Genomic DNA, 26682 nt, shown 5'->3' with positions numbered 1-26682 from the left:
ATAAAGTTTAAAAAACCTTGAATTCTTCACTCAGATCACGGATTTCAATATTCATCATCTAAATATCTCGATGTAGTTGCAAAAAACAATGGAAATGTATCTATGGGCAGGGTCGGAAATTCATTAGATAATAGGGAAGTTGAATATTTCTTTTCAAACATCAAATCTGAGTGTTTAAACTTTGTAAATTACAAAACAATTTGCTTTGATAAACTCAAAAACATTATCAAAGATTACATTGAATGATATAACAATGAAAGATTTCAATCTGTGTTAAATTGAAAAACACCTCAACAATATTGAGATGCTTTGAGTTTTTTATAAATTGTCTATAAAACTTGTCCTAGTTTATGCTAGTATAAAAATATTTTTTATTACTGTGTGTTTGTTTCTCATTTAGTAGCATATTTTTTTATCCCACTGACGTTGTTCAAAAATCAACCTACAATCATTGCAATTAAATAAAAACTAATCTATAAAACGCCTATAAATTAGTATTTTTAGTCAAAAAATAAAAATTAACTTGGAAACAAAAAAACAAAATTAATCCGTCTCACTTTGTAGCATAGAAATAAAAGGGCGATTCATAAACATTCATTTCTCACTTGCTAGTATAAATTTTTAGAATTTTACTTTTCCCACTTGCTAGTATAAAATGAAACTTTTTTGAGAAAAACTTTATTCCCGCGTTAATAGCATAAATTTTTATGCTACTAATAACTAGCAAAATAGTCTTCTCTATCATTGTAATTGAATTTAGGGTATTTTATAAAATAACTATAAAATAGTCTTTTTGGAAAGAAAATTAGTTTTTACTTGGAAAGCTAAAATAAAAATATGTCTATCCCACTTAGTAGTATAGAATGAAAGAACAGATTTTATAGACATTCATTTCTCACTTACTAGTATAAATTTTTAACATTAATTGTTTCTTACTTACTAGTATAAAAACTAGTGTTTGTTTTAATGATATTAGTTTCCCACATAGTAGCATAAATTGCTAGTATAAAAATATTCTTTGTTTATATGTTCCCGCTTAGTAGTATGAACTTCTGTGCTACTGACAACTAGTAAACAAGTCTTCTCTATCATTGTAATTGAATTTCGTGGTTTTTTATAAAGCATCTATAAAATAGTATTTTTAGAAAAAAAGATAAGTTTTAAATTTGAAAACAAAATAAATAATAAGTATTTCCCACTTTGTAGTATAGAATGATAGAATGGATTTTATAAATATCATTTTCCGTTTGCTGGTATAAATTTTAAACATTAATTGTTTCCTAATTGCTAGTATAAAAACTAATGTCTGTTTTTAATGATATTAGTTTCCCACTTAGTAGCATAAATTTTCAAAAAACACAATTAAAACTTTTCCCACTTGCTAGTATAAAAATTAAAAACTTTCTTTGATAATGTTTTTATTTCCCGCTTAGTAGTATAAATTTTTATGCTACTGATAACCGTCAAAATTGTCCTCTCTATCATTGTAATTTAATTTAGCTTATTTTATAAAACAACTATAAAATAGTTTTTTTAGATAAAATAAAAATTTTTACTTGGAAAGTTCAGATAAACAATCTGACTTTCCCACTTAGTAGTATAAAAACTAACGTGTGTTTTTAATGACATTAGTTTCCCACTTGCTAGTATAAAAATTAACAAAAAATCAAAATGAATTAAATTCTGGGCATTATCACTATCATTCAGGAAACAATGTTATTTGAATTTTGTTTTTTAATTGATAATTTTAACAATAGATAAAATATTATTTGTTTTTATGTTTATGCAATTAACATTTCCAAGTAAGAGGTAAACAAAAACCAAATAAGCCTATAACGAAGCTATATTTGGTTTTTGTTATTTCAGAATTACAATGATAGAAAAATATTTAAATAAATTATTCTGATTTCTTTTTAGATAGAACCGCTACACATTCAATGTGAAATGTTTGTGGAAACATATCTACTGGCTTAACATAATCTATTTGATAATCTTTTTGAATTAATTTTTGTATATCTCTGACCATTGTGTGGGGGTTGCACGAAATATATCCTATTTCTTCTGGACTATATTCCAAAATCTTGTTAATAAAATTATCTGTCAAACCTTCTCTTGGTGGATCGACAATTATTTTATTAAATAACTTGTTTTGTCTTTTGATTACTAAATCAATGTCTCCTGCGTAAAATTCAGCATTATTTATTTTATTTAATTTGGCATTTAATTTGGCATTTTGTGTAGCTTCAGGAATTATCTCAATCCCTATTATTTCATTGACTTTTTTAGCTATAAACAAACCAATTGTCCCAACTCCACAATAAGCATCTAATACTACATCTGTTGACTTTAGATTCATATTATTTGCTAATGTTGAATATAAAATACTTATTTGTTCTGTATTGATTTGGAAGAAACTGAATGGATGCACTATAAAATTTAATGAATCTATTTGATTGAAATACAAGTTTTTTGGATTTTTAAATATTTCTTTTATTTGTTTATTTGAAATATTTACTATTGAATGTAAATTGCCAAATTTTTCAATTATTGCAGTTTTTATTGAATCGTTAAATTTAATTGGTTGAATAGAATTAATTATTAAATTAAATAAATTATTAGTTGAACATGTAATTGTTAATTCTTTTAAAGTGTCTTTAAAATAGTCATTTTCGTTGATAAACTTTCTAAATTCAGATATAAACAATTCTATTTGTTTATTGGCTAAAGGAAAGGAATTGAGTTGAATAAAGTTGTTAGTATTTTTCTCAAATGCTCCAAAAATATACTCGCCATTGTTTTGTTTAACCAAAATTTTAACTTTATTCCGATAATTTCATTGAAGCGGACTAGCAAGAATCGATTCAACTTTATCAAAATTTAAGTTTCTACTAAATAAGTTTTTTACAATATTTTCTTTAAACTTTAGTTGTTCATTATATGGCAATATGCTTAATGGAGCAACCCCTGTTTGGATTAAATTATCATCTACAGGAATTCTTAATTTAGACCTTTTATATAAATTGATGGTTTTGCCAAAGGCAAATTTAGAATTCACTTTATATAATTGAACATCTGCAATTTCGCCCGGCAAAAAATTTTCAATAAACAATTTATAGTTGTCTAACAATACAACTCCATAGCCTTCATATGAAAGTTCTTTACATTCAACATCTTTAATAATTTGATTAATTTGATAATTCATAATAATTAAATTGTAAGAAAAAAATAGCTTAACGCTATTTTTATTTGCTTTCTTTAGTACAGTCGCATTGTTTTGCTTCTGAACATTCTTTTTTGCATTCAGTTTTGCAAGTGCAATCTTTGCATGCGCAATTTGTACATGTGCATTCTTTTTTATCACAACTCATATTCCACCTCGAAGTAATTATAAACATAAAAAATGCGTTTTTGCTTCAAAAAACTACTTAAATCGTATTTTTTAAATTTAAAATAGAGATTAAAATAAAAAAAGAAGAATCAATCTTCTTTTTATCATTAACATATAAGAGATATTTAAAAAAACAAAAAGCTTCACGCATAAAACTTTTTCTATTATCTAAAGAAAGGAGTGGAATTAAACTCTTAAGCAATTCAATTAAAATTGAATAATCGTTCGTCACGGGAACGCATCATAGATATTATAAAGCACAAATGCGAAAAACTAGTTTTTTATATTAAAAATATTGGGTTAAAAAATGTGGCGCGACAACGAACAAACTTATGCTACATGAATTACTCTAGTTTATAAATTATTTCCTAGTTCTCAAGTTTGAATGTCTAAAACACGAAATATGGTGCCTGTAAGCGTGAAATATGGGAGATTAGAAAAATAGCTGATCGAGATGGTTTTTATATTATTGAAAGCAATATTATGGACTTAACATCCGAAAGAGCAAATGAGATTTACAAGCAACAACGAAAAGTTGAAGACAATTTTAGAATGTTAAAATCAGCCTTACAAATTAGGCCGGTATACGTTCATAACGAAAACCACATTTTAGCTCATGTTTTCTTATATTTCTTAGCGCTGATTGTCTTGAAATACTCAATTTACAAACTTAAAAAGTTCTATGAAGATAATGGTGAAATTCAAAAAGTAACTATGAATATGTTTATAGATGCATTAAAACTTATAACAATAACAACTAAAACTGTAAATGGTAAAGTTGTTGGTGAAATTATTAATAATTTAGATCCAAATCATTACGAATTAAACAAAATATATAAAGATTTTTCATTTGTTATAGAAAATCTATCATTGTAATTAAAAATAACAAAAAAACGAAAGCGCCTTATTTATAGGTGTTTTCGTTTTTTAGCCCTTTTTAACTTGGAAGCTCAGGAATTTATGTACGTAAATATCGTAATCAATTTAAATAGAAATAGCAAGCATTTTCTTGCTATTTTTGTATAATTTTAATAATAAAAGAAAGGATACTCAGCCTTAATGTTAACCCTGCGGAATGTCCATATTATAAAAATTCAGTAGGATGCAAAAGATGAGCAATTAATAAGATGAGAGAGAGAGAGAGACTAGCACGCTAGTCGCTAATAAATCAAACAACTCAAGCTTGCACAGTGCAAAAAATGCGAAAAATAATGAGTTTTATACTCAGTACTCAGATATTGCAAAAGAATTAAATCATTATAAGGAACAACTTAAAGGCAAGAACATTTTATGTCCTTGCGATTTTGATTTTTACCTTTTAAGCGAAGATGAAAAGAAAATAATTCAAAACGGAAAATTGCTTGAACAGTATAACGATGGATTTAATTTTAGTAGATTTTTAAGAGCTAAAGAAGAAGAATGAAATTTAAACTTAATGTTTAGTGCTTATAATCCTAAAACTGACGAAGGTGTACCTTTTCAAATTAGTATTAGAGAATTTGCTAAAAAACATCCTGATGGAATAATTATAACTAATCCACCCTTTTCTTTATTTAGAGACTTTATTGAAATTATAATGGAATACAATTTAAAATTCTTAATAATAGGCAATAAGAACGCTATTACATATAAAGAAATATCTGAATATATAAAAGAAGATAAATTGTGATTAGGGTATACATCAGCAGAAGAGTTCATTCAGCCGGGTAGTAATGAGCTTAAAAATATGAAAGGATTGACTAGATGATTTACTAACTTAGATGTTGAACCTAGACATCAAAGATTAATTCTTACTGAAAAATACGACCGGCAACTATACCCTAGATATGATAACTATAATGCTATTAATGTAGATAAAGTAAAAGATATACCTTGTGATTACAGTGATTATATGGGAGTTCCTATTACTTTTTTAGATAAATATAATCCCGAGCAGTTTGAGATTATAGGAGATAGTCAATACTTAGAAAAAGAAGATAAAAAATGACATTTAAGAGTTAATGGTAAATTTTGTTATAGAAGACTTATCATCAAAAATAAATTAGTAAGAAAGGATAATTAATATGGAACAAAATAATATTACAATGAGTGTTGAGGAAGTTATTAAAAAAGTCAATGATGGGAAAATTATTTCTGATATTTTAATTCAGAGAGAAATTGTATACAGCGCTGATAAGCAAGCGCTTGTTATTGATAGTATTGTAAATGATATTCCTTTACCAGCCTTTTACTTTTGAGAAAACGAAAATGGTGTTTATGAAGTATTAGATGGGAAACAAAGAATTGAGGCAATAAAAAACTTTAAGCAAAATGATATTCAATATAATAATAAAAATTGAAAAGAATACGGAAGTGAAGAATCCGACTTACAAAATAAAGTTAATAATACGTTATTAAATATCATTGTTTGTCGTGGTGATGAAGAACATAAAAGGAATATCTTTTATAGAATAAATACTTTAGGTGTGCCTTTAAGTGATTTTGAAATAATCAACGGTTTATATAATGGTGTTTTTATCAATACATTAAAGCAAGTATGTAAAGATGATAAGAGCTTAAATAAATTATTTAAAGAAAGTAATAAAGCATCAAGGGGTGCTAAAGAACACTGAATACTTAGCAAAATAGTTGGTAAAAAAGATTTAAGTAAGATACTTGATTACGTCAAAAAAAATAAAGATAGTTCTACTAAACTAGAAGATGACTACCGTAGTAAACTAAATTCTGTTATTGATATAATGGCAACTATATTAAATAAGCCGGCAGATGATAGAGATATATGGTTTGACATTTTTTCTAAAGCATTAAATAAAAATAAACAATGTAAGTCTATTTTAAAATCTAAAAAAGCTGAGCTAAATGATTTTATATCTCATTATCGTAAAAAACTAAAGAAAGCTGGCTTTATTATTAAAAAAGACTATTATGAAGATATTGTAAATGGCTATTTACAAAATATTAATTTTGATAAAAATAGATTGTTTTCAGATGATATAAAAAGAGAATTATTTGATGAAAGTGAAAAAGCACTAAAGGACAATAAAGAAGCTGTTAAATGTAATACCTGTAAGCAATACTTTTATTACGAAGACTTACAAGTTGACCACATACATCCTTGAAGCAAGGGTGGGAGCACGACAAAAGATAATGCGCAATTATTATGTGGAACATGTAATAGAAGTAAATCAAATAAATAATAGCAAGGGGTTACCTTGCTAGCAAGATTGCAATGTGCAGTGTAACAACAAAAGAGCAAAAAAATAGTAAAAAGCCGGAACATTGAACCGGCTTTTTAACATGCTTTCATTTTCCTGCACTTCCCACTTGCTAGTATAAAAAGGAAAATATCCGTTTTAGCGAAACTAGCAAGCGGAAAGTGCGGGAAAAACATCGCAAAAAACACCGTTGCCACATTTGAACAACGGTGTTTTTTCTGTTACAATGCACATTGAATTTGAGCATTAATTATTTATTTTTAAATAAAATATCATAAATTTCAGCATAGTTCTTTACAGGAATTATTTCTAATCCCTCTTTAATTTCATCATCAATATCATTTAAATTATTTTTATTTTTAAATGGAATAAAGATTTGTTTTATGCTTTTTTTTGTGAGCAGCAAATAATTTTTCTTTTAATCCACCAATTTCTAAAACTCTTCCTCTTAAAGTAATTTCGCCAGTCATTGCCACTGTTTGCGGAACAGGTTTATTACCTAAAGCAGAAATTAAAGCAGTTGCAAACACAACACCAGCACTAGGACCATCTTTTTGTACAGCACCTTCTGGGACATGAATATGAATTTCATTTTCATCAAAATCAAAATTTTTAATGCCAAATGCTTCTGCGTTGCATCTTACATAAGTTAAGGCAATATTTGCTGATTCTTTCATAACATCTTTAAGTGAACCTGTTAATTTTAATCCGCCTTTGCCCTTAAGTGTATTAACTTCTACTTGCAATGTTGTTCCGCCAACTGGAGTTCAAGCAAGTCCATTTACCACACCAGGCGTTGGTTGTTCATCTTTATCACTGTCTTCATCTTTAATTTTAGGAGCTCCTAATAATTCAATAACAATTTCTTTTGTAATTACAAACTTTTTAATATTTTCACCAAGCACAATTTTTGTAACTATTTTGCGTGCAATTTTTTCTAATAGTTGTTGAAGCTTACGAACACCTGCTTCATGAGTGTAATTTTCAATAATGAATTTGATTACTTGATTATCAATTATAAATTGATCTTCATTTAAAGTTGATTTCTTAATAATTTTCTTCACTAAATGATCGCTAGCAATCTTAATCTTTTCTTTTGTTGTATAACTACTCAATTCGATTACTTCCATGCGGTCTAATAAAGGGCGTGGAATATTCTCTATATAGTTGGCGGTAGCAATAAACATCACTTTTGAAAGATCATATTCATGTTCTAAATAGCTGTCTTGAAATTTAGTATTTTGTTCGGGGTCAAGTGCCTCTAATAAAGCTGCTGCTGGGTCACCATTTTGTGTTGAAGCCCCCATTTTATCAATTTCATCTAATAAAATTATTGGATTAGATACACCGACTTTCTGAATCCCTTTTATAATTTTTCCTGGCATTGCACTGTTATAATTTCTACTCGATCCTCTAATATCCAATTCATCATGAACACCTCCAAGGCTAATTTTAACAATACTCTTATTAAGAGCTTCAGCAATAGCATTAGTTAATGATGTTTTTCCTACTCCAGGAGGACCAACCAAAATTAAAATTGGCACATTATTAAAATTCTTTTGTACCTTTTTACCATTCACTTCTTCTTTAAACAAATCGAGATCAATTTGGTGATTTTCATCTAATGGCAATAATCTTGATTTTTCTTTTTTAGCATTAGCAACATTTCTTTCATTGATAATTAAAGCTAAATGTTCAATGATTCTTTGTTTTGCTTCTTTTAATCCATTATGATTTTTATCTAAAATATCACTTACTTTTTTAATGTCTAGTGTTTCAATTTCTACTTTTCTTCATGGCAATGATTCTAAAGTGTTAATATATGCTGATGTTTTGTCCCTTTCCATTCCTCAGTTTTGTGTTTTAACTTTTTTAATTAATTTTGTAACTGAATTTGGATAAATTTTTAATTCATTTGTTTCAAAAGGATTATCTAATTTTAATGGTTTATCCGGATTTGTTATATTGTCGTTTGCTTCTTCTAAGCAGACTTCATTTTTCAATTGCAATTCTGAATATCCATCTGTTTCTTGATCATCAACTGTTCTATCAAATTCAAAAGTTTTTTTATTATTTATAAGATTATTTTCATTGGTAATAGTACAATCATTAATTTTTTCAAAGTCAACAGAAACAACATCTTCTGCTATATTAGTAATTTTTTGATTTTTATCATAAAGGGTTGTTAAAGATACTGAGTTAACACATTCTAATGTGATTTTTCACTCATCGTTATCTTCTTTTGTAATGTGTTTAATTTTTACTAAAGAAGCAATTTTTAAAACGTTGCTATCTTTAGAAAAGTAATCTTTTTCGCTTAAATTATTTTTGTCTTTTTCTTTATTTGTATAGATTAATAATGTTTCAATTTTATCGTTTTCTTCATCATTTAATTCTGGTTCAATAAATTGAGGTAAATTTTTAAATTTAAAATCTTTAACATCATCTTTTAGCAAGACTCGGCCTTCATTTTGAGGTTTGTTTACGTCAAAAGTTAAAATTTTGTTTTTTTGCACCATGTTGGTCTCCTTTATCATTAATAATTTAAAATTATTAATAATCAAATTTTACACAAAAACAAGGTAAATGTCAAGAATTTTTTTATTTTTTTAAATTTTTAAAACAAGTCTTTATCGGCTATTTTTGAAATTAGACGTTATTACTGGGTAAATAGCAATGAATGAAAGTTGCTTATTAAGAAAATTTTAAAAAAGAAAGCACTTCTAAAAACGCTTTCAATGTAAACTAGGAACACGAAATATGGATTGTCCATATTCCGTGTTCCTAGTTTAATCTGCTAAAACGGATATTTTCCTTTTATACTAGCAAGTGGGAAACGCAGGAGTTATCTGTATAAAAATAAGGGTTGCTATTTTAATGTTATTGTGATAATTAGCAGAAAAGACATTGGTTAATATGTTTAATATTTCTTTACTTTAAAGACAAAAATTAAAAGTATAAAAAACGCGGAACAGGAATAAAAATTCTTTCCGCGTTTGCTTTATTTAATTAATAATTATTTATTTTATAATAATTCATTTTTTTCTCTTATTGGAATTACATGAATGTGTGTGTGAAAAATTGTTTGATCAGCTACTTCATTTGTGTTAATCAAAATTTTGAAACCTGGAATATCTTTATCTAAAATTTCCTGTTTAGCTAATTTTTTAACAACTTTGAAAATGTGTGCTGTTGTTTCGTCATCCATTTCAGTTAGATTCTGTGATCACTTTTTAGGAATAACTAGAAAATGGCCTTTTGTTTCAGGAAATTTATCATAAATTGCCACACAAACATCGTCTTCATATAAGAAATCTCCAGGAATTTCTCTATTGATTATTTTTAAAAACAAGTCTTTCATAGCACTCCTACAATGAATCAACTAATTCAACATATTCAACATCTTTGAATTTGTTTGCTAATTCAGTATTAATACTTTTGTCTAATTTGATTTTGTGTCCTAATTTAGAGAAAGCTGTTTTTGCTAATGAATATAAATTAGCGTCTTTTAAATGGAATAAAAAGCTTAATACATCTAATTTATCTGCATAAGGTGTATTTTCAAATGATAACAGTCTTTTATCTTCTTTTGTTGTAGAACCCTCTGAAATAGGTAAATTAGTCATTTCACTTTGACCAATTGGCGCGATTTGATTTACATAAACCACAACTGCTTTATCTGTTGTATCAGAATCTTTGTTATATGGTGAATAAGCTGTTTCTGAAGTTAAATTACTAATTAATTTATTTTGCGCAGGACTGTAAAAACCAGTTAATGAATAATCATTAGACACCGCTGAGCTGAATTTTGACAATGTATCATAATCTCAATAAAGTCCATATTTTGTAACACTAGTTTCAAAACCAGAATAACCTTTTAATTGAGTGTCATATTCATTGTTAGTTAGTTTTTCTTTAGAAGTGGCTAATAAAATTTTATTTGCTCCGGCAGCATCATCAGCAAAGAAAGCATTAAAATCGTTAACCGAGCTAATGAAACCATAACCTTGTAATCAGAACGAATCTTCATTTACTGTTGTAGTTTTTTGTCAAATTTGCACCATTTTTTTATCAAGAGCATATTTGCTTAAAAGATAGTGTTTAATGGCAAACTTCATTGTGGTATCTTCTTTAAAATTGTCCACCACTTTTTTAAGTTGTTCGACATCATTAATAGTTAAATATTTATAAACTAATAACATTTTGTCAATGTCTTGACGAACGCCACTCTTATCAGTTTTTCAATAAATTTTGAATAATTCTTGGCTTGGAATCTCATTTTGAATAGTTTCATTGTTTAATTTTGTTGCTTCTTCACTACTAATATCAGCATTTTTAGTTAATGTAATATTTAATTTATTGAAAAAGAAAGCATCGGTTTTCATTTTTTCTTGAGCATATAATGAAAAGGCTAAATACGCATCTTTGAATGATTGTGCAGAAACATTTTCCAAATTGTTTTGGTATTGATCTAATAAGCTTTGATTTTCAGCAACTTCAATGTTATAAAGGCTGGTTAAAGTTAGTTCTAATCAATTTTGTTCAATTGTTGAAGTTGTAGTTTCGCTTGAAAGCATTTTGTCTTGTTTAATTTTACTTGATGAATCAACTGTATTACTTCCACAAGAGGCGATCATTAAAGGCAATGAAGCAACTGATGAAATTGCACCTAAAGTAAGTATTTTCTTGAATTTCATCTTTCCTCCTATCTATTTTGGAACACTTTTAAAAGTTCTTTTAATTTTGCATCAAGTAATTTATCTGCTGTTTGAGTTTTATTGTTTGTGAAATACACTTGGTTATTTTCAAACTTGAAGTAGCCATCAGCTTCGTTTTGTGCTCTAGTTTTCATTCATTGACTAATGTTTTCTGTTAAGCTTAATGCTTTTTCAGCATTATTAGCTTTATAAATATTGTTATTAATAGATTTTAAATTGTCGATATCTTCATCGTTGTATTTTGGATTTTCAGAAAGTGATGAATTAAATGCTGAATTATAAACATTAACTTGTGTTTTTAAATATTCCACAAATTTTTCATCATTTAACATTAAATTATTTACATATGTTTGCTCGGTTAATGATTTATTAATTACACTTAAAGCATTGTATTTAACGCCTGAAAACTGGTTGAATTTGTTTGTTAAAATGTAATCGTTTTTAATCATTTTAATAATTTGATTAATTTGTGCTGAGGTATCTGAACCATCAGCGACAGTTTGAAGATTAACTAATGTAATACCTTTGGTTGTTAATAAAATATAAGTATTGTCAGCATTTGCTAATTTGTAGAAAGTAAAAATTTGCTTGTGGTCTTTAACTTCATCAGCTATTTCAAAAATTTCGGCAATCTTGTTTGTTACCAATTGTTTGTATTTTTTATCATATAAACCTTGGTCTTTGGTTTCATCAACTGCATTAAAGGCTTTTTCAATAGATTCATTAAATTTAGATATCGCTTCTTTTTTAGCATTGTAGTCAGCTGCATTATCAAAAGTTGGTTTAGTTATGTTTTGGTCGGCTAAAATTGCTTCTTGAATTTCTGCTAACTTGCCAAATAAATCAATTTCTTTAATTTGGCTTGTACCTAATAATGTATCTTTAATAGCTAAAAAGGCTTTTAATGCATCATCTGAATTGTTGAAAAGAGAACTTAACGATGTAATACCTTTTGTTCCAAAATTATTTTTAATTGTTGTATCATCTGCTGATAATTTACTTAAAACATCATTATAAATTCTAGCTTGTAATGGTAATGCTTCACTATTATCATTGTTCAAAATATTTACATAATCATCAAAAGGTTTGAAGTATTCTTTAACTTTGTCATGACTATAAGCAATTGTGTTTTCTTCGTTTGAACTAACTGGTCAAGCAAACATTAATCTTTTAAAAGCATCTTTATTAACTGTTCAATCACCATCATTTTTGACTTTAACAATTCCAGGTAATGTAAATTGTGTAATTAAGTATGGATTATCAGTTTTTAAATAATTTTCTATAAATGCATTTGCTGATTTTTGTTCAACAACATAGCTTTCTGTTGTAAATCCTATATATTTATCATCAACTTTAAAATAATTGCCAGTTAAATCATCTGCTCTAATTTCTTTTAATCAAGAAAACACTTTTTCGCCTTTTTTAATAATAACTTCGTTGGTTTTTGGATCTTTAATATCATGGTTAGCTACTCTATCAATTAAATTTGACACTGATTGTGTAGATAATCTGAAACGACGAAGTGCATCATTTTTGATACGTGAAAAAACACTATTATCAATAGCTTCTTGTTCAGTTGTAGCACCATCATAGTTTGCTACTAAAAAGTTGTTGTATTGTGTTTCTCAATTATCATAGCCAAATTTTTTAATGATATTTTGCTTAATATCTTTAAGTTCATTACCAACTTGGGTTTTTAATTCAGCAATTGATTTTAAATGTAAGTTTGTGTTTTCAACTTCACCACTTTTAAGAGAAGCATTTCATAATGATTCATATTGTTTGGAAGCTTCTACTTCTTGATCATATAAGTAGTAAATAGCTAATTTATTGATTTGATCTAATTGACCTTGGTAATTAGTTTTGGTTGAACCATCATTAATTTTTTGTAATTGACCAACATTAATATTAACATTTGAGCCACTTGGTGTTGTAAAACTATAAACTACTTTGTTATTTTCCATTGGATTTACAACAGTAGTTTTTGTTCCAGTAACAACTAAAGGCACTGTTATACCTGTTACAACAGCGGCTGTTAAAATTGAACCAATAATTAAGATTTTTTTACTTTTTCTCTTTTTTGGTTTAGCAACAACACTATTTTCATGTTCAGCATTCTTTTTAGTTAAACGCTCGAAAAAAGATTCTTTTCTCTTTGCCATATTTTCCTTTCTCAATAGATATCTAAATTTAAATCTATATTAATATGTATTTATAATTATAATAAGTTTTTACTTTTGTAAAAATACTTATATCTATATAATCAAAGTATGAAAAATCAGTTTGTAATTGATAGTTGTAATGAATTAAAAAACTTGCTTGAAAGCAATAATATTAATTTTTGTTTAAGCCCACAAAGTTATTTTGACTTACAAAAAGCTAAAAGCATTAATTTTCATAACATTAGAATTACATTATATTGAAAAGACTATATTAATATAAAAGCTAAATTTCCTGAACAATTTAAAGACAATGAAAGCGCGGACCATTTTTCTTTATCGCCCTTTTTTATAGCTAAAAATGGGATAATACCTATTGATCTTATTATCGAAACAAATGAAATAAAATTTCATGAACTTTATTCTAAAAAACATCGCAAACATTTAGTGTATTCTTATTTAAATCACAAGCCTTTTTTTAAGCTTTTTAATTTAATCGGCGCAAAAAGAATCAAACAAACTGATTTTATTAATCTTGTTTTTGAACAAAGATATAACGGCTATTTAATTACAAACAATTCTTTTGAAGGCTTTTTCTTTTTTAAGAATTTAAATTACATCAACTTATCTGCCTTTGAAAAAGATGGAGTTCACTTTAAATTTTTTAGTGAATATTTAAACCAAAAAGACTATAAAATAATCAAAAAAGGACAAAGTCGCTTAAGAGGCGAAGATTAATTCGAAAGAAAAATAGACATCAATGAATGTCTATTTTTTGCCTTTTTTGATGCTTTCGATAGTTTCTGCTGTTGGATTTTTAACCAAAAATGTACCAGCCACACATGCGTCTGCTCCTGCTTTAAAGCAAAGCGGACCAGTAACATCGTTAATTCCACCGTCAACTTGAATTAAAAATTCAAGACCTTCTCTTAATCTAATTGCTTTTAATTCTTTAATTTTTTCGTAAGTTGTTTCAATAAATTTTTGTCCGCCTGCTCCTGGTTCAACAGACATTACTAAAACCAATCTTAAGTATGGTAAATATTTTTCTATTTCACTAACTGGTGTATTTGGTTTAATTGCCATACCTAAAGATAAATTATGTTGATTGTCTTTTAAGAATTTTGATAATTTGCTTTTGTTAACAGCTTCATAGTGAAAAGTGATAATGTCAGCTATATCTTTGTATGATTCAACAATTTCAAATGGTTCAGCAACCATTAAATGAATATCTTTAAAATGTTTTGGCGCATTTTTGTGAATGTTTTCAATTTCATGAAATTGAATAGCTGTGTTGGGAACAAACACACCATCCATAACATCATAATGAACTCATTTAATACCCTCATTAATTAAAGTAGTAACCATTTGCAAACGGTTTTCTGGAATAACATTCAAAATTGAAGGTGTTACATATTTATTTTTCATTATTTAACCTCTTTTAATAATTTTAAGTAATTTTGATATCTGAATTCAGGTATCAATTTACCAACATTTAATTTAATATTACAGTAATTTTCAGGCTCGTTTTCATGAAGGCAAGATTTAAATTTGCATTTTTGCCCAAGTTCTCTAAATTGTTTAAATGATCTAGCCAACTCTAACTTAGTCATTTTAATGTCTAAAGACGAAAAGCCAGGCGTGTCAATTAAATGGCCACCAAATACATCATAAATTTGTACGGTTCTGGTGGTGTGTTTTCCACGATCAGCATGTTTTGAAATTTCTTGAGTTTCTAAGTTTAAATTTAACATTTTATTGATTATTGTTGTTTTACCAACCCCACTTTGCCCCATTAATGAACAAGTATTTTCATTAAAAATGTGTTGAACAATTTTTACTCATTCATCTTTTTTATAGTTAATTTCGTAAATTTTATAACCTAAATTAACATATTGCTCATATTCTGCACATTTGCCTAAATCATTTTTAGAAATAAAAATGATTGGTTCAATATTTTTGCTTTCAATTAATGCTAAATATTTATCAACCAAATAAGTTTGAAAACTTGGTTGTAAAACTGACATTACAACAATAATGTGATCTATATTAGCAACTCTTGGTCTAACAAAACTGTTAGTTCTTTCATAAATATAATTAATATATTGATCTGGTTCAAATTCTACATAATCACCAACCAATGGTACAACACCGGCGTGTCTAAAACTGCCTGCTGCTGGTAAAAAATGCATTTGGTTGTTTTCGTCTTTAATGCTGTATTTTCCACCAGTAACTGAATAAATTCTGCCTCTCATTAAACTCCTAAAGAAAAACTACTAATAATATTGTAGTTATTATCAATAAAATTATAATTGTTAAACTAACTCATAGCGTGATTTTATTATTGATAAAGTCTTGAAAAGTTAATTTTTTCTTCATTTTTTTGCTATCAAGCGCTGGTTCATAAATTCTTCTTGGTGTATAAACCGTTTTTAAATCTTGAGCAAATTCATAAATACTTTTGTGCCTTTTATCTGCTTGTTTAGCAGTAGCTTTAATTACAACATTAGCAAAAGCTTGCGGAATATCAACTATTTTAGTTAAATCAGGTAATTTCATATTTTTTTGCTTGTTTATAGTATCAATTGCATCTTTACCTTTGAAAGGATATTCACCTGTTAGCATTTCATAAAGCAAAATACCTAAAGCATAAATATCGCTTTTTTTAGTAGGCTGAGAATTAGAAATGCAGATTTCAGGAGCCATATAATAAACTGAGCCAACAACTTTGCTTTCTTGAGTATATCTCTGACTATCATCATCTATTGCCAAACCAAAATCAATGATTTTGACATTTTTTTCATTTGTAATCATGATATTGTTGCTTTTAATATCTCTGTGAATAATATCTGAAGCATGCAATTCTAATAAACCTTCGGCAATTTGCATTGCATAATTTTGTGCTGTTTTTGGTAATAATTTACCTTCGCTCAACTTATCTTTTAAATTGTAACCCTCAACAAATTCCATCACTATATATTGTTCATTTTCATCAAAATAAGAATCAATGTACTTAGCCACTTTATCTGAATTAACTTTTGAATAAATCTTAATTTCTTGAGCGAACCTTCTTTTAGCTACTTCATGATCACTATTTTTTGGTGTGATAGCATATTTTAAAGCATAAAAAGTATTACTTTGATCATTAATTGGTTGAATTTTATAAACTTGAGCAAATCCGCCTGAACCGATCTCACTAATTATTTTATATTTTTCATAAACTTTACTGTTATTAAGAATTGTTAGACTCATTATTTTCCATTTCCACAATACCCACAGAAATATTGTCAGTTGATTGATTAAGTAAGGCTTGCTCAACTAAAGCTTTACATTTGTCTTCTACACTTTGTTTAGTTGCCATAATGTTTTCAATTGTTGCTGAAGACACAAAACCATGCATGCCATCTGAAGAAGCAATAATTGCTTGAATTGAGTCGTAAATATGTCCAATATCAAACACTTCTATTTTAGTTTTTTTATTAGGCCCAAGAGCCGATGTTAGAGCATGAGCTTTACGATATCTCATTGCTTCAAACTTATCCCATTTTTCTTCCAAAACAAGGCGGTTATAGACATTTTGGTCAATTGTTACTTGTTTTAAATAGCCATTATTTTTTACAATATAAATTCGAGAATCGCCGATGTTGAAGACTAAAATTGTTTTAGTTTTTTCATTGATTAAAGCAGCTACAAGTGTTGTTCCCATGTCAAGTTTTGCTTCATCGCCATTGGCTATTTTGCGCATTTCATTTTTGGCATCACTAATTACGTTTCTAAATCATTGAATATAATAATCTGAACTTCCTTCTTTCAATTTAGAAAAAAAAGCGCTTTTGAAAACGTTAACAGTTATTACCGAAGCCAATGAGCCACCAAAATGACCACCCATTCCATCGCATAATAAAAGAAGCGTAAAATTATCCTTTTGGATAATATCTACACAATCTTGGTTTTCTAAACGCTTATTTCCGATTTCGCTTATTTTGCTAGTCTTCATTTTAATTTCCTATTTCATTCAAAATCAACTGTTTGATTTCTTCGGCTGCTCTTTCAGGAATATCATTAATAATTTGATTTTTAAAGTAATGCTTTTCTTTCAATTCTTCAGAAGCTTTATTTAAACGGTCTTTCACCGCTTCGGGAGTTTCAGTATTGCGGTTTAAAATTCTAGCTTGAAGATCTTCAAATGAAGGCGGAGAAACAAAGAAAGTAATTATGTTATATTTAGCTTTTGCTTCAGGATTATTTAAAATTTGTTTTGCACCATGTGTTTCAATTTCTAAAAATGGTACATTACCTTCATTATGAATTCTTTCAATTTCGCTATATAAAGTTCCATAGTAATTATCAAAATGGAAGCTATATTCTAATAATTCGTTGTTTGCGATTCTTTGTTCAAAATCCTGTTTATTAATAAAAAAGTAATTAATTCCATCTTGTTCTCCAAGACGTGGTTTACGTGTTGTGGCTGAAACAGACAATTTTAGTTTTAATTCTTCTCAGTTAAATAAAACTTTTTCAATTGTTCCTTTACCAACTCCACTAGGGCCTGTAAAAATTATAATTGGCTTTAATTTCTTGTCCATAATTACTCCTTTATTAGCTTTTCAATAGCTAGCTAAAATTTATATTAATAAAATATATAACATATATATTAATTATATGTATTTATTTAGATGCATTTTTTTAAAATAAAACCAGTTCTTAAATTTCTTGATTCGCAAATTGAACAAATTAATTTTTATGAGTTGTATTGCTAATTTCATCAAAATTTAAATTGATAATTTCGTGATATTTATCAAAGATCACTTTTAAAGCATCATAAGCTTGAGCTCTCTTTAATCTTTTGTTGCTACTTAAAAAACTAGACTTAATTGTTTTACCGAGCGCCCTGCCTTGATATTTCAATTTATCTGTGTCAAAAGATTTTTTCATATAGCTTCTTGTTTCTTCTTCTTTTAAATTTAAATCTTTGATAACTTTGACTAATTCTTTTTCATACTCTGAGCGAACATGTTGGATTCATTCTTCATTAACTTTAGCATGAATTGCATTCTCATCTAAACCGTCAAGATTCATAACATTGATTTTATTAATAAACTCTTCAATTAAGCTTAATTTGTCTCTTAAAGTTGGACTTGACTTAATTTGATTACTCAATTGTCTACGAATTGATTCTGAATCCTTTTTATTATAAAAATGTTGAGCAATTATATTCAATATGTATTCAACATTTATTTCGTCTTGTTTGACAAGATCTATTTCAAAGACTAAATCGTCTAATATGCTTTCTTTATCAGGGTTAGCTCTTCTAATAATTTTGTCTCTGGTTTCTAAATAATAGGTTGTGTAATCTTGAAAGTCACGATCACTTAAAAAGTTTTTAGAATCTTTGATAAACTCATCAAATGTTTTTAAAATATTTCTTTTCTTTAAAATTTTTCCAAATAAAGTAACAAATTGTTTTTTGCCTAAATCTGTACTTAACTCATAATCAAATTTTTGACTGTCTTCAATTGGGAATTTAGTTTTTAATTCTTCTGTTAATTCTTTATAACCAGGTATTATTTCGCCATTTTGATCATCTTGGTAGCCATTTATGTAATCTTTATATGATTTAAGCAACACTATTTGTTCAGCTCTTTCTTTACCAAACAAAGCTATTGCTTCATCAACTTCTTTTTTAATATCATAAAATGTGACAATGTTACCGAACTTTTTAACAGCATTAAAAATTCTGTTAGTTCTTGACATTGCTTGAATTAAGCTATGTTGTCTAAGTGGCTTATCTAATCAAAGAGTATTGAGCGTAACAGAGTCAAAACCAGTTAAAAACATATTAACAACTATTAAAAGGTCAATTTCACGGTTTTTCATTCTCAATGAAATGTCTTTATAGTAATTTTGAAAACCATCATTATCTAAATCATAAGAAGTATCAAACATCTTATTGTAATCTTGAATTGCTTTTTCTAAAAAACTACGGTCATCTAAATTTAAGTTTTTTAAACTGCTAAAATCTTCTTCGCTAATGTCATAGTCTAAGAATTGTTCATCATTAGACTTATCGTTAGGTGCTCATGTATAAATTAAAGCTATTTTTAAATTTTGATTTTTTTCTTTGGCTTGTTTAACTAATTCAGAATAATATTTTTTCGCTGCTTTAACATTGTGGACGGCAAAAATTGAGTTAAAACCATTAAGTTTAGTTAGTCTTTTTTCTTCTTCATTCTTGTTTTTAACTAATTGAGAAACATTAGTTATTTGATTGTAAGAATATCTCTCACCATTCTGTGTTTTTTGATTATAGTGGTCGAGTAAATATGAGACTATTTTTTCAATTCTGTCAGAAGCTAATAATGCTTCTTCTCTATTAATTGATTGAATTTGTTTATCTTCTATGCCTTTTTTAACCCCTATCGTGTTGACGTAATCTATTTTAAAAGGCAATACATTCTCATCCTCAATGGCATCTACAATATTATAAACATGCAATTTCTCGCCAAATAAAGCGCTTGTTGTTTTTAATTCTCCGTCTTCTTTTTTGCCATTTTCAAGGAAAATTGGTGTTCCTGTAAAACCAAAAAGATGATATTTTTTAAAAGCATTTGTTATTTTTTTATGCATGATGCCAAATTGCGAACGATGACATTCATCAAAAATAAACACAACTTTTTTGTCATAGATTCTTGAATCTTTGTGTGTTTCAATATATTTAGTTAATTTTTGAATTGTAACTATAACAACTTTATCTTTATCTGGAGTATATTTGTCTTCTTCAAAATGAGCTTCAAGACCTTTGGTATTTTTTATACCAACAGCAAAATTTTTATCAAAACGATTATATTCACGAATTGTTTGATAGTCTAAATCTCTTCTATCTACAACAAAAACTACTTTATCAATTTCTTTAATTTTTTGCGCCAATTCCGCTGTTTTAAAGGATGTTAAGGTTTTTCCACTACCGGTGGTGTGTCAAATATAACCGCCCCCTTCTCTTTTACCTCAAGTCTTTTGATTAGTAGAAATAATTATTTTTTGAATAATTCTTTCAGCAGCCATTATTTGATATGGCCTCATAACAAGCAAGGTGTCATTTGTATCAAAAACACAATATTTGAATAAGATATTCAACAGTGTGTGTTTAGAGAAAAATGTTAAACTAAAATATTCTAAATCTTTAATTTTTTGGTTTTTAGCGTCTGCTCAGTTAATAGTAAATTCAAATGATTTTAAATTTTTCTTGATTGAAACAGTGCCATTTTTCACACTATTACTATCAGTTTTACGAGATTTGTCTTCAATAAGTGCGTTACGCGTTGAATTTGAATAATATTTTGTGTTTGTGCCATTAGAGATAACAAAAATTTGAACAAATTCAAAAAGACCTGTCTCGCTTCAAAAACTCTCACTTTGATATCTATCAATTTGATTAAAAGCTTCCTTAATATTAACCCCACGTCTTTTAAGTTCTATATGAACTAAAGGCAAACCATTAACTAAAATCGTTACGTCATAACGGTTTTTTCTTAAGCCGTTGTTTGCTTCATATTGATTTATCACTTGCAATCTGTTTTCATGAATATTATCTTTATCAACATATTTAACATTTATTATTGAGCCATCATCTCTTGTTAAAGTAAAACGCGATTCTTTTTGAATCATTCTTGTTTTTTCTTGGATTGTTTTATTTTCTCCTGTTAATTGACTTTTAACATCGTTTCATTCTCTATCAGAAAATGTTGTTTTGTTCAATTTTTCCAACTGAGTTCTTAGATTGTTTAATAATCCGTTTTCATCTTTAACTTCTAAATATTCATAGCCTAGTCTTTGCAGGGTGTTAATTAACTCATTTTCCAATTGTTGCTCTGTTTGATAACCGCTTTCCCTTTTTAATGTTTTTTTTATTTCATCTATGTCTGCCACAAGGGTCGAGTCATTAGTTTCAGCAATTTTTTTGTATTGTTCCATAAATACCTCTTTTTATCGAAATCTAAGTAAAATAAGTCTATATTAACTTTAATTATACTTAAATTATTTTGAGTATTTTGATGAAGACGCTGTTATAAACTTTTTAGGTTTTATTTCACATTTTTTCCTTTTTTATTTAATAAACCATTATTCAAACTTATTGAATTGATCAATTACTAAAAACATAATTGATATTAAGAAACAATGAAGCGATTGGTGCTTATTTTCGAATAATTGACAAAAAGTTATAATTATTAAATAATGGTTTTTTATTGCTAAATAAAAACAATATTAAAAATATATAAGACATATATAATAATAGTAAATTTATTTAACTTATTATAAGGAGCAAAATGGTTGCAACAACAGTTATCATGATAATAATTGCTTTTGTTATTATCATTGTTTCTCTAAGAATGTCACCTGATTCTAATGCTTTTTCTGGTGCATTAGTTGGTTCAAGTGACTTAGAATTATTCAAAAACTCAAAAGAAAGGGGCATAAAGAAAGTTCTTAAATATTCAATGCTTTTAGGAGGTATATTTCTACTTGCTTTAGCAGTCGTAATAAGAATTTTAATGAAATAACATATGTTAAAAGAAGTTGAAATTTATAAATTATTAATTAAAAATGCTCCTATCGAATTTGTTAAATTAGCTAAATTAGCAAGAATAAAAATAAGCGAAAACCGCTTATTAACAGAACTTTTAGTAAATTGATCAAAGAATAATAAAATTACAGAAGTTAAAAAAGGTTTGTATGTGCCAATTCAAGTTGTAAAAGAAATTGAAGGCACATTAAAATATGCTTCAGAAGGCAAATTTGGTTTTATTGATATTGAACAATTAGATGAAAATCAGCCCAAAGAAAGTTACTTTGTGCCTAAACCCGAGTTTAACGGTGCTTTACCAAATGATCTTGTAAAAGCAACGGTTATTAAATATCTTGACAATACTGAAAAAACTTTTGCCAAAATTGACAAAATTATTGAAAGAAAAACAAAATTAATAACTGGTGTATACAAAAAGAATGGTGAATATTTTGATTTTATAGCTATATCAAAAAATTTACAAAACGTTAAGTTCAAAATATTAAGTTCTGATGTAAAGATAAAAGTTAATGACATAGTTATTGCTGAATTATTAGACTATAAAAAAGGTATTTTTGGAATTAAAATTAAACAAGTTGTTTCTTCAATTGATGATCCAATGGTCTTTGTTGAGGCATATTTGGCGGAAAAAGATATTGCTAAATCATTTCCAGAAGATGTTTTGAAACAGGCTATTCAAATCCCTGATTTTGTTGATGAAAAAGATATTAATAACCGTTTAGACTTAAGAAATGAATTGATAGTTACTATTGATGGGAATGATACTAAAGATTTTGATGATGCTATAAATGTCAAAAAAATTGACGAAAATACTTATGAATTAGGCGTTCACATTGCTGATGTATCTTATTATGTTAAAGAAGATAGCCCAATTGATGCTGAAGCTCTAAAAAGAGGAACATCAATTTATTTGGTAAACAAAGTTATTCCTATGTTGCCAGAAAAATTGTCAAATGGTATTTGTTCACTTAATCCAAATGTTGATCGTTTTACTTTAAGTGCAATTATGACAATTGATAAATGAGGCAATAATATCAAAACAGAATTAAGACAGTCTGTCATAAATTCTAAATATCGCTTAACTTATGATAGAGTTAATGAATTTATCAACAATAACAAAACTTTTGAAGATGAAAATTTAAACAACATGTTAAATAATGCTGTTGAATTAGCAAAAATTATTCGGAAATTTAAAAATGATCAAGGGTATATAAACTTTGAAATTAAAGAACCGTATATAAAACTTGATGAAAAAGGCAATGTTGTTGATATTGTGGAAAAATCAACAGGTTTTTCAGAAAATTTAATTGAAGATTTTATGGTTAGGGCTAACGAACAAGTTGCTGAATATTTAGCAAAAGCTAAGTTGCCGGCTCTTTATAGAATACATGAAAAACCAAGCCAAGAAAAACTAGACTATTTTGTTTCTGTTTTAAATGAATTGAATATCAAAGTAGCTGTAAATAAAGATGATATAACACCAAAATCATTCCAAAAAATTGTTGAACAAATAAATAAAATTCGTAAAGACGAATTCTTAAAAATTCTCTTTTTAAGAACAATGCAAAAGGCTATTTATTCGCCGGATAATATTGGTCATTTTGGTCTAGCTAGTGTTGATTATTGCCACTTCACTAGTCCAATTCGTAGGTACCCTGATTTAGTTATTCACAGAATAATTAGAGAATTGGTGTTTAACAAAAATAAAAACAAACTCGATTATTTCAAGCAAATATTACCTGAAATAGCTGTTTCTAACTCTAATTCGGAACAAGTTGCATTAGAAACAGAAAGAAATACTAATGACTTAAAATATGCTGAATATTGAGAAAAGAAAATTGGACAAATACATCAAGGGCAAGTTGTAAGTATTATGCCATTTGGTATATTCGTAGAATTTGAAAATAAAACTGAAGCTATGGTCCATATAAGCAATATGTGCGACAATGAATATGAAGTTAATGAAGCAAATACAGAGTTCAAAAGTAAAAATAGAACAATTAAACTAGGAGATATGGTTTCAGTTGTAATTTCTAAAGCAGATAGAACAACAGGAAAAGTGGATGCTATCTTAAAAGAATGTTTTGATATTCAACAAACCAATAAGCCTTTAAAATAGACAAAATGGAAAAATTTAAAAATAGAAATCTAGTAAAAAATTCACTAGGTTTTGATTCTGAACTATACGTTTATCAAGACAAAGATATGTTTAATTATTCTGTAGACACTATTTTGTTAGCTAATTTTGTTTTTATAAATAACAAGATTAAAAAAGTCCTAGAAATTGGGACTAATAACGGGGCTTTATCAATCTTTTTATCTGATAGAGATGATAAGCTTCAAATTGATGCTTTAGAGATTCAAAAATCTGCGGTTGAAGTAGCTGAATTAAATGTTAAATTAAACAATAAAGAAAAACAGATTAATTTAATTAATGAAGACTTCAATGAATTTTGAAAAAATAAAATTAAAAATGACTTTTCGAAATATGATTCGATTGTGTGTAATCCACCTTTTTTTATGGTAGATAATACAAAAGTAAGCAAAAATGTTTCTAATGAAATGCTTATTGCTACTCATGAAATTAAATTAAATTTAGAGCAAATTATTGCTGGATCGGCAAAAATTATTGAGCAAAAAGGCTATCTAACAATGGTTATTCCTGTTGAGAGATTAGTTGATTGCTTTTGTTTGCTAAGACAATACAAATTTGAACCAAAAAGGATTCAATTTATAATCCCAAGAATCCAAGACAAACCCAAATTAGTTTTGGTTGAAGCAAGATATCAAGCGGGTTGAGGTGTACACTTTTTACCAAATTTATATCTTCACGATCCAAATGACAAACTAAAACATGAGTATCTTTCAGAAATTAAAGAACTATATAAGCCTAAGAAAAAGCTAAAAAAGGAAAATTAAAATGAAAAAGAAAACATTTTATATAACCACTCCAATTTATTATGCTTCTGGCCCTTTACATATTGGGCATCTTTATTGCACAATTATGGCATGAACAATTGCTAACTACAAAAAAACTCAAAATTATGATGTAAAGTTTTTAACCGGTAGTGACGAGCACGGGCAAAAAATTGCTAATAAAGCAAAAGCACAAAATCTTGAACCTAAACAATTTGTTGATGATTTAGTTGATTCTTACAAAGCAATGTGAAAAAAATGACATATTGATTTCGATTACTTTAGTAGAACAACTAATCCAAATCATGAAAAAGCGGTAAAGCATATTTTTAGTTGATTTTTAAATAATGGTTTTATATACAAAAGTAAATATGAAGGCTTATATTCGATTGAAGATGAAGAATTTTTGGCTAAAAACCAAGCAATTCAAAAAGAAGATGGTGAATTTTATCATCCTTCTTCAGGGCATAAATTAGTTAAAATGAGTGAAGAAAGCTATTTTTTCGAAATGAAAAAATTGCAAGAGTGATGAGTGAATTATATTAAATCAAATCCTTCATTTTTAATGCCTGAAAAAGTTGTTAATGAAATGTTTAATAACTTTATTAATGAAGGTTTAGAAGACTTGTCAGTTACCAGAACAAATGTTCAATGAGCAATTCCTGTAGATGAAGATTTAAATCATACTTTATATGTTTGATTAGATGCTTTATTTAATTATGTAACTGCTTTAGGTTATGATGTTCAAAACCCAAATGCAACCGATTATTTAAAATATTGATTAAATGGAGATGAAATAGTTCATATTTTAGGTAAAGAAATTGCACGTTTCCACTTTATTTATTGACCAATTTTCTTAGAGGCATTAGGTTTAAAACAACCAACGCATATTATAAGCCATGGTTTATTAAGAGATAAAGATGGACGTAAAATGTCTAAATCTTTAAATAATGTGATTAAACCAGATTCATTGCTTGAAAAATTTGATGATGAAATGGTTAAATACTTTTTTGCTAGTCAAATTTCGTTTGGCGATGATGCTAATTTCGGAGAAGAAAAATTAAAAGAAGTTGTTAATGCTGATCTAGTTAATAATTATGGTAATTTGATTTCAAGAACTCTAAAAATGATTGATAATTCGTTCCCAAATGGGCTAGTTTATAGTAAAAGCGATAACCCTATTCATTTAAATATCGAAAAAGAGATATGCGAATTCGATTCAATCTATACACAATATATGAACGATTTTAAAATTGATAAAGGTCTTAAAGAAGCAATTGAATTAAGCAACAAATTAAATAAATATATAGATTTAACACAACCATGAAAATTAACAAACGATCTTGAAGAACTTCAACATGTGTTAATCAACTTATTAAATGGTATTTATGCTGTAAGTTATGCTTTACAAATATCATTACCTAATAAGATTAAAGAAGTGGCTGATGCTTTGAAAGTAAATGAATTTAAAGCAAGCAAAATAACTGAATTCAATAAATTTGATAACATAAAACCTGAAGCTAAATTTATGTTATATTCAAGATTAAAATAGGAGAAATATGATTTTTATAGCATTAAAACACATTAAAGTAAAAAAAGAGAATAGAGAAGAATTTAAGGTTGAAATTAGCAGATGAATTAAAGACACTAAAAAACAAGAATTGAACCTTTCAGTTGATGGTGTTTGAAAAGATGAAAATAACTT

General features: G+C 27.3%; 18 protein-coding genes and 2 pseudogenes. 9 read left to right on the top strand and 11 right to left on the bottom strand.

The window, feature by feature from the left end:
* Nucleotides 1-324: IS3 family transposase (locus T395_RS03685; RefSeq protein ID WP_029512590.1), on the top strand; the 324-nt coding region annotated here is incomplete at its 5' end.
* Between the two features lie 1573 nt (nucleotides 325-1897).
* Here the strand turns inward: T395_RS03685 and rlmD are convergent.
* A complete protein-coding gene (gene rlmD / locus T395_RS0102575) occupies nucleotides 1898-3202 on the bottom strand; it encodes a 23S rRNA (uracil(1939)-C(5))-methyltransferase RlmD (RefSeq protein ID WP_029512926.1) in 1305 nt (434 codons plus the stop codon).
* Nucleotides 3203-3811: 609 nt separating this feature from the next.
* Between rlmD and T395_RS03585 the strand changes: the two are divergent.
* The 3 genes and pseudogenes from T395_RS03585 to T395_RS03725 all read left to right on the top strand — a co-directional run.
* Nucleotides 3812-4264, top strand: a pseudogene (locus tag T395_RS03585) (transposase); the annotation flags it as partial.
* Nucleotides 4265-4571: 307 nt separating this feature from the next.
* Nucleotides 4572-5450 (top strand): adenine-specific methyltransferase EcoRI family protein, encoded by an 879-nt coding sequence (locus T395_RS0102565; RefSeq protein ID WP_029512925.1) that lies wholly within the window; start codon nucleotides 4572-4574, stop codon nucleotides 5448-5450.
* A 1-nt stretch (nucleotide 5451) separates the two neighbouring features.
* Complete coding sequence (locus T395_RS03725; protein ID WP_029512924.1) at nucleotides 5452-6585, top strand: HNH endonuclease family protein; 1134 nt, start codon at nucleotides 5452-5454, stop codon at nucleotides 6583-6585.
* 268 nt (nucleotides 6586-6853) lie between these two features.
* Here the strand turns inward: T395_RS03725 and lon are convergent.
* The 4 genes and pseudogenes from lon to T395_RS0102540 all read right to left on the bottom strand — a co-directional run.
* Nucleotides 6854-8510 (bottom strand): annotated as a pseudogene (gene lon, locus T395_RS03400) (endopeptidase La); the annotation flags it as partial.
* Between the two features lie 1118 nt (nucleotides 8511-9628).
* Nucleotides 9629-9964: a histidine triad protein HinT gene (gene hinT / locus T395_RS0102550; RefSeq protein ID WP_029512923.1), complete on the bottom strand. Its 336-nt coding sequence runs from the start codon at nucleotides 9962-9964 to the stop codon at nucleotides 9629-9631.
* A 7-nt stretch (nucleotides 9965-9971) separates the two neighbouring features.
* Nucleotides 9972-11300 (bottom strand): HinT-interacting membrane complex lipoprotein P60, encoded by a 1329-nt coding sequence (locus T395_RS0102545; protein WP_029512922.1) that lies wholly within the window; start codon nucleotides 11298-11300, stop codon nucleotides 9972-9974.
* A gap of 8 nt (nucleotides 11301-11308) precedes the next feature.
* A complete protein-coding gene (locus T395_RS0102540; RefSeq protein ID WP_029512921.1) occupies nucleotides 11309-13483 on the bottom strand; it encodes a HinT-interacting membrane complex protein P80 in 2175 nt (724 codons plus the stop codon).
* A 108-nt stretch (nucleotides 13484-13591) separates the two neighbouring features.
* Here T395_RS0102540 and T395_RS0102535 point away from each other — a divergent pair, with 108 nt between their 5' ends.
* Nucleotides 13592-14218 (top strand): hypothetical protein, encoded by a 627-nt coding sequence (locus tag T395_RS0102535; RefSeq protein ID WP_029512920.1) that lies wholly within the window; start codon nucleotides 13592-13594, stop codon nucleotides 14216-14218.
* 30 nt (nucleotides 14219-14248) lie between these two features.
* On the opposite strand, the gene T395_RS0102530 is transcribed toward T395_RS0102535, so the two are convergent.
* The 6 genes from T395_RS0102530 to T395_RS0102505 all read right to left on the bottom strand — a co-directional run bounded on the left by T395_RS0102530 (nucleotide 14249) and on the right by T395_RS0102505 (nucleotide 21451).
* Entirely contained in the window at nucleotides 14249-14908 is a 660-nt protein-coding gene (locus tag T395_RS0102530; RefSeq protein WP_029512919.1) for a ribulose-phosphate 3-epimerase, read from the bottom strand.
* A complete protein-coding gene (gene rsgA / locus T395_RS0102525; protein ID WP_029512918.1) occupies nucleotides 14908-15735 on the bottom strand; it encodes a ribosome small subunit-dependent GTPase A in 828 nt (275 codons plus the stop codon). The genes T395_RS0102530 and rsgA overlap by 1 nt, the downstream gene beginning before the upstream one ends.
* Nucleotides 15736-15742: 7 nt before the next feature.
* Complete coding sequence (locus T395_RS0102520) at nucleotides 15743-16732, bottom strand: serine/threonine-protein kinase (RefSeq protein WP_029512917.1); 990 nt, start codon at nucleotides 16730-16732, stop codon at nucleotides 15743-15745.
* Complete coding sequence (locus T395_RS0102515; protein WP_029512916.1) at nucleotides 16713-17477, bottom strand: PP2C family protein-serine/threonine phosphatase; 765 nt, start codon at nucleotides 17475-17477, stop codon at nucleotides 16713-16715. Before T395_RS0102515 ends, T395_RS0102520 begins: the two co-directional genes overlap by 20 nt.
* 1 nt (nucleotide 17478) lies before the next feature.
* Nucleotides 17479-18066, bottom strand: coding sequence for a guanylate kinase (gene gmk / locus T395_RS0102510; RefSeq protein WP_029512915.1), 588 nt, complete (start codon nucleotides 18064-18066; stop codon nucleotides 17479-17481).
* A 148-nt stretch (nucleotides 18067-18214) separates the two neighbouring features.
* Nucleotides 18215-21451, bottom strand: coding sequence for a type I restriction endonuclease subunit R (locus tag T395_RS0102505; protein ID WP_051617833.1), 3237 nt, complete (start codon nucleotides 21449-21451; stop codon nucleotides 18215-18217).
* A 353-nt stretch (nucleotides 21452-21804) separates the two neighbouring features.
* On the opposite strand from T395_RS0102505, the gene secG reads away from it, so the two are divergent.
* The 4 genes from secG to metG are packed head-to-tail and all read left to right on the top strand — an operon-like array spanning nucleotide 21805 to nucleotide 26529.
* Nucleotides 21805-22038: a preprotein translocase subunit SecG gene (gene secG / locus T395_RS0102500; RefSeq protein ID WP_029512913.1), complete on the top strand. Its 234-nt coding sequence runs from the start codon at nucleotides 21805-21807 to the stop codon at nucleotides 22036-22038.
* A gap of 3 nt (nucleotides 22039-22041) precedes the next feature.
* Entirely contained in the window at nucleotides 22042-24180 is a 2139-nt protein-coding gene (rnr, locus tag T395_RS0102495; RefSeq protein WP_051617831.1) for a ribonuclease R, read from the top strand.
* Between the two features lie 5 nt (nucleotides 24181-24185).
* The gene (locus T395_RS0102490; protein WP_029512911.1) at nucleotides 24186-24980 is read left to right on the top strand and encodes a tRNA1(Val) (adenine(37)-N6)-methyltransferase; all 795 of its coding nucleotides are present in this window, start codon (nucleotides 24186-24188) and stop codon (nucleotides 24978-24980) included.
* Between the two features lies 1 nt (nucleotide 24981).
* Nucleotides 24982-26529, top strand: coding sequence for a methionine--tRNA ligase (gene metG / locus T395_RS0102485; protein WP_029512910.1), 1548 nt, complete (start codon nucleotides 24982-24984; stop codon nucleotides 26527-26529).
* Nucleotides 26530-26682: the final 153 nt, after the last annotated feature.

Source organism: Mycoplasmopsis iners ATCC 19705 (assembly GCF_000701805.1).
Lineage (GTDB): Bacteria > Bacillota_I > Bacilli_A > Mycoplasmatales > Metamycoplasmataceae > Mycoplasmopsis > Mycoplasmopsis iners.
The sequence above is the reverse complement of the archived record's forward strand: the minus strand, read 5'-3'. Positions and strand labels throughout refer to the sequence as shown.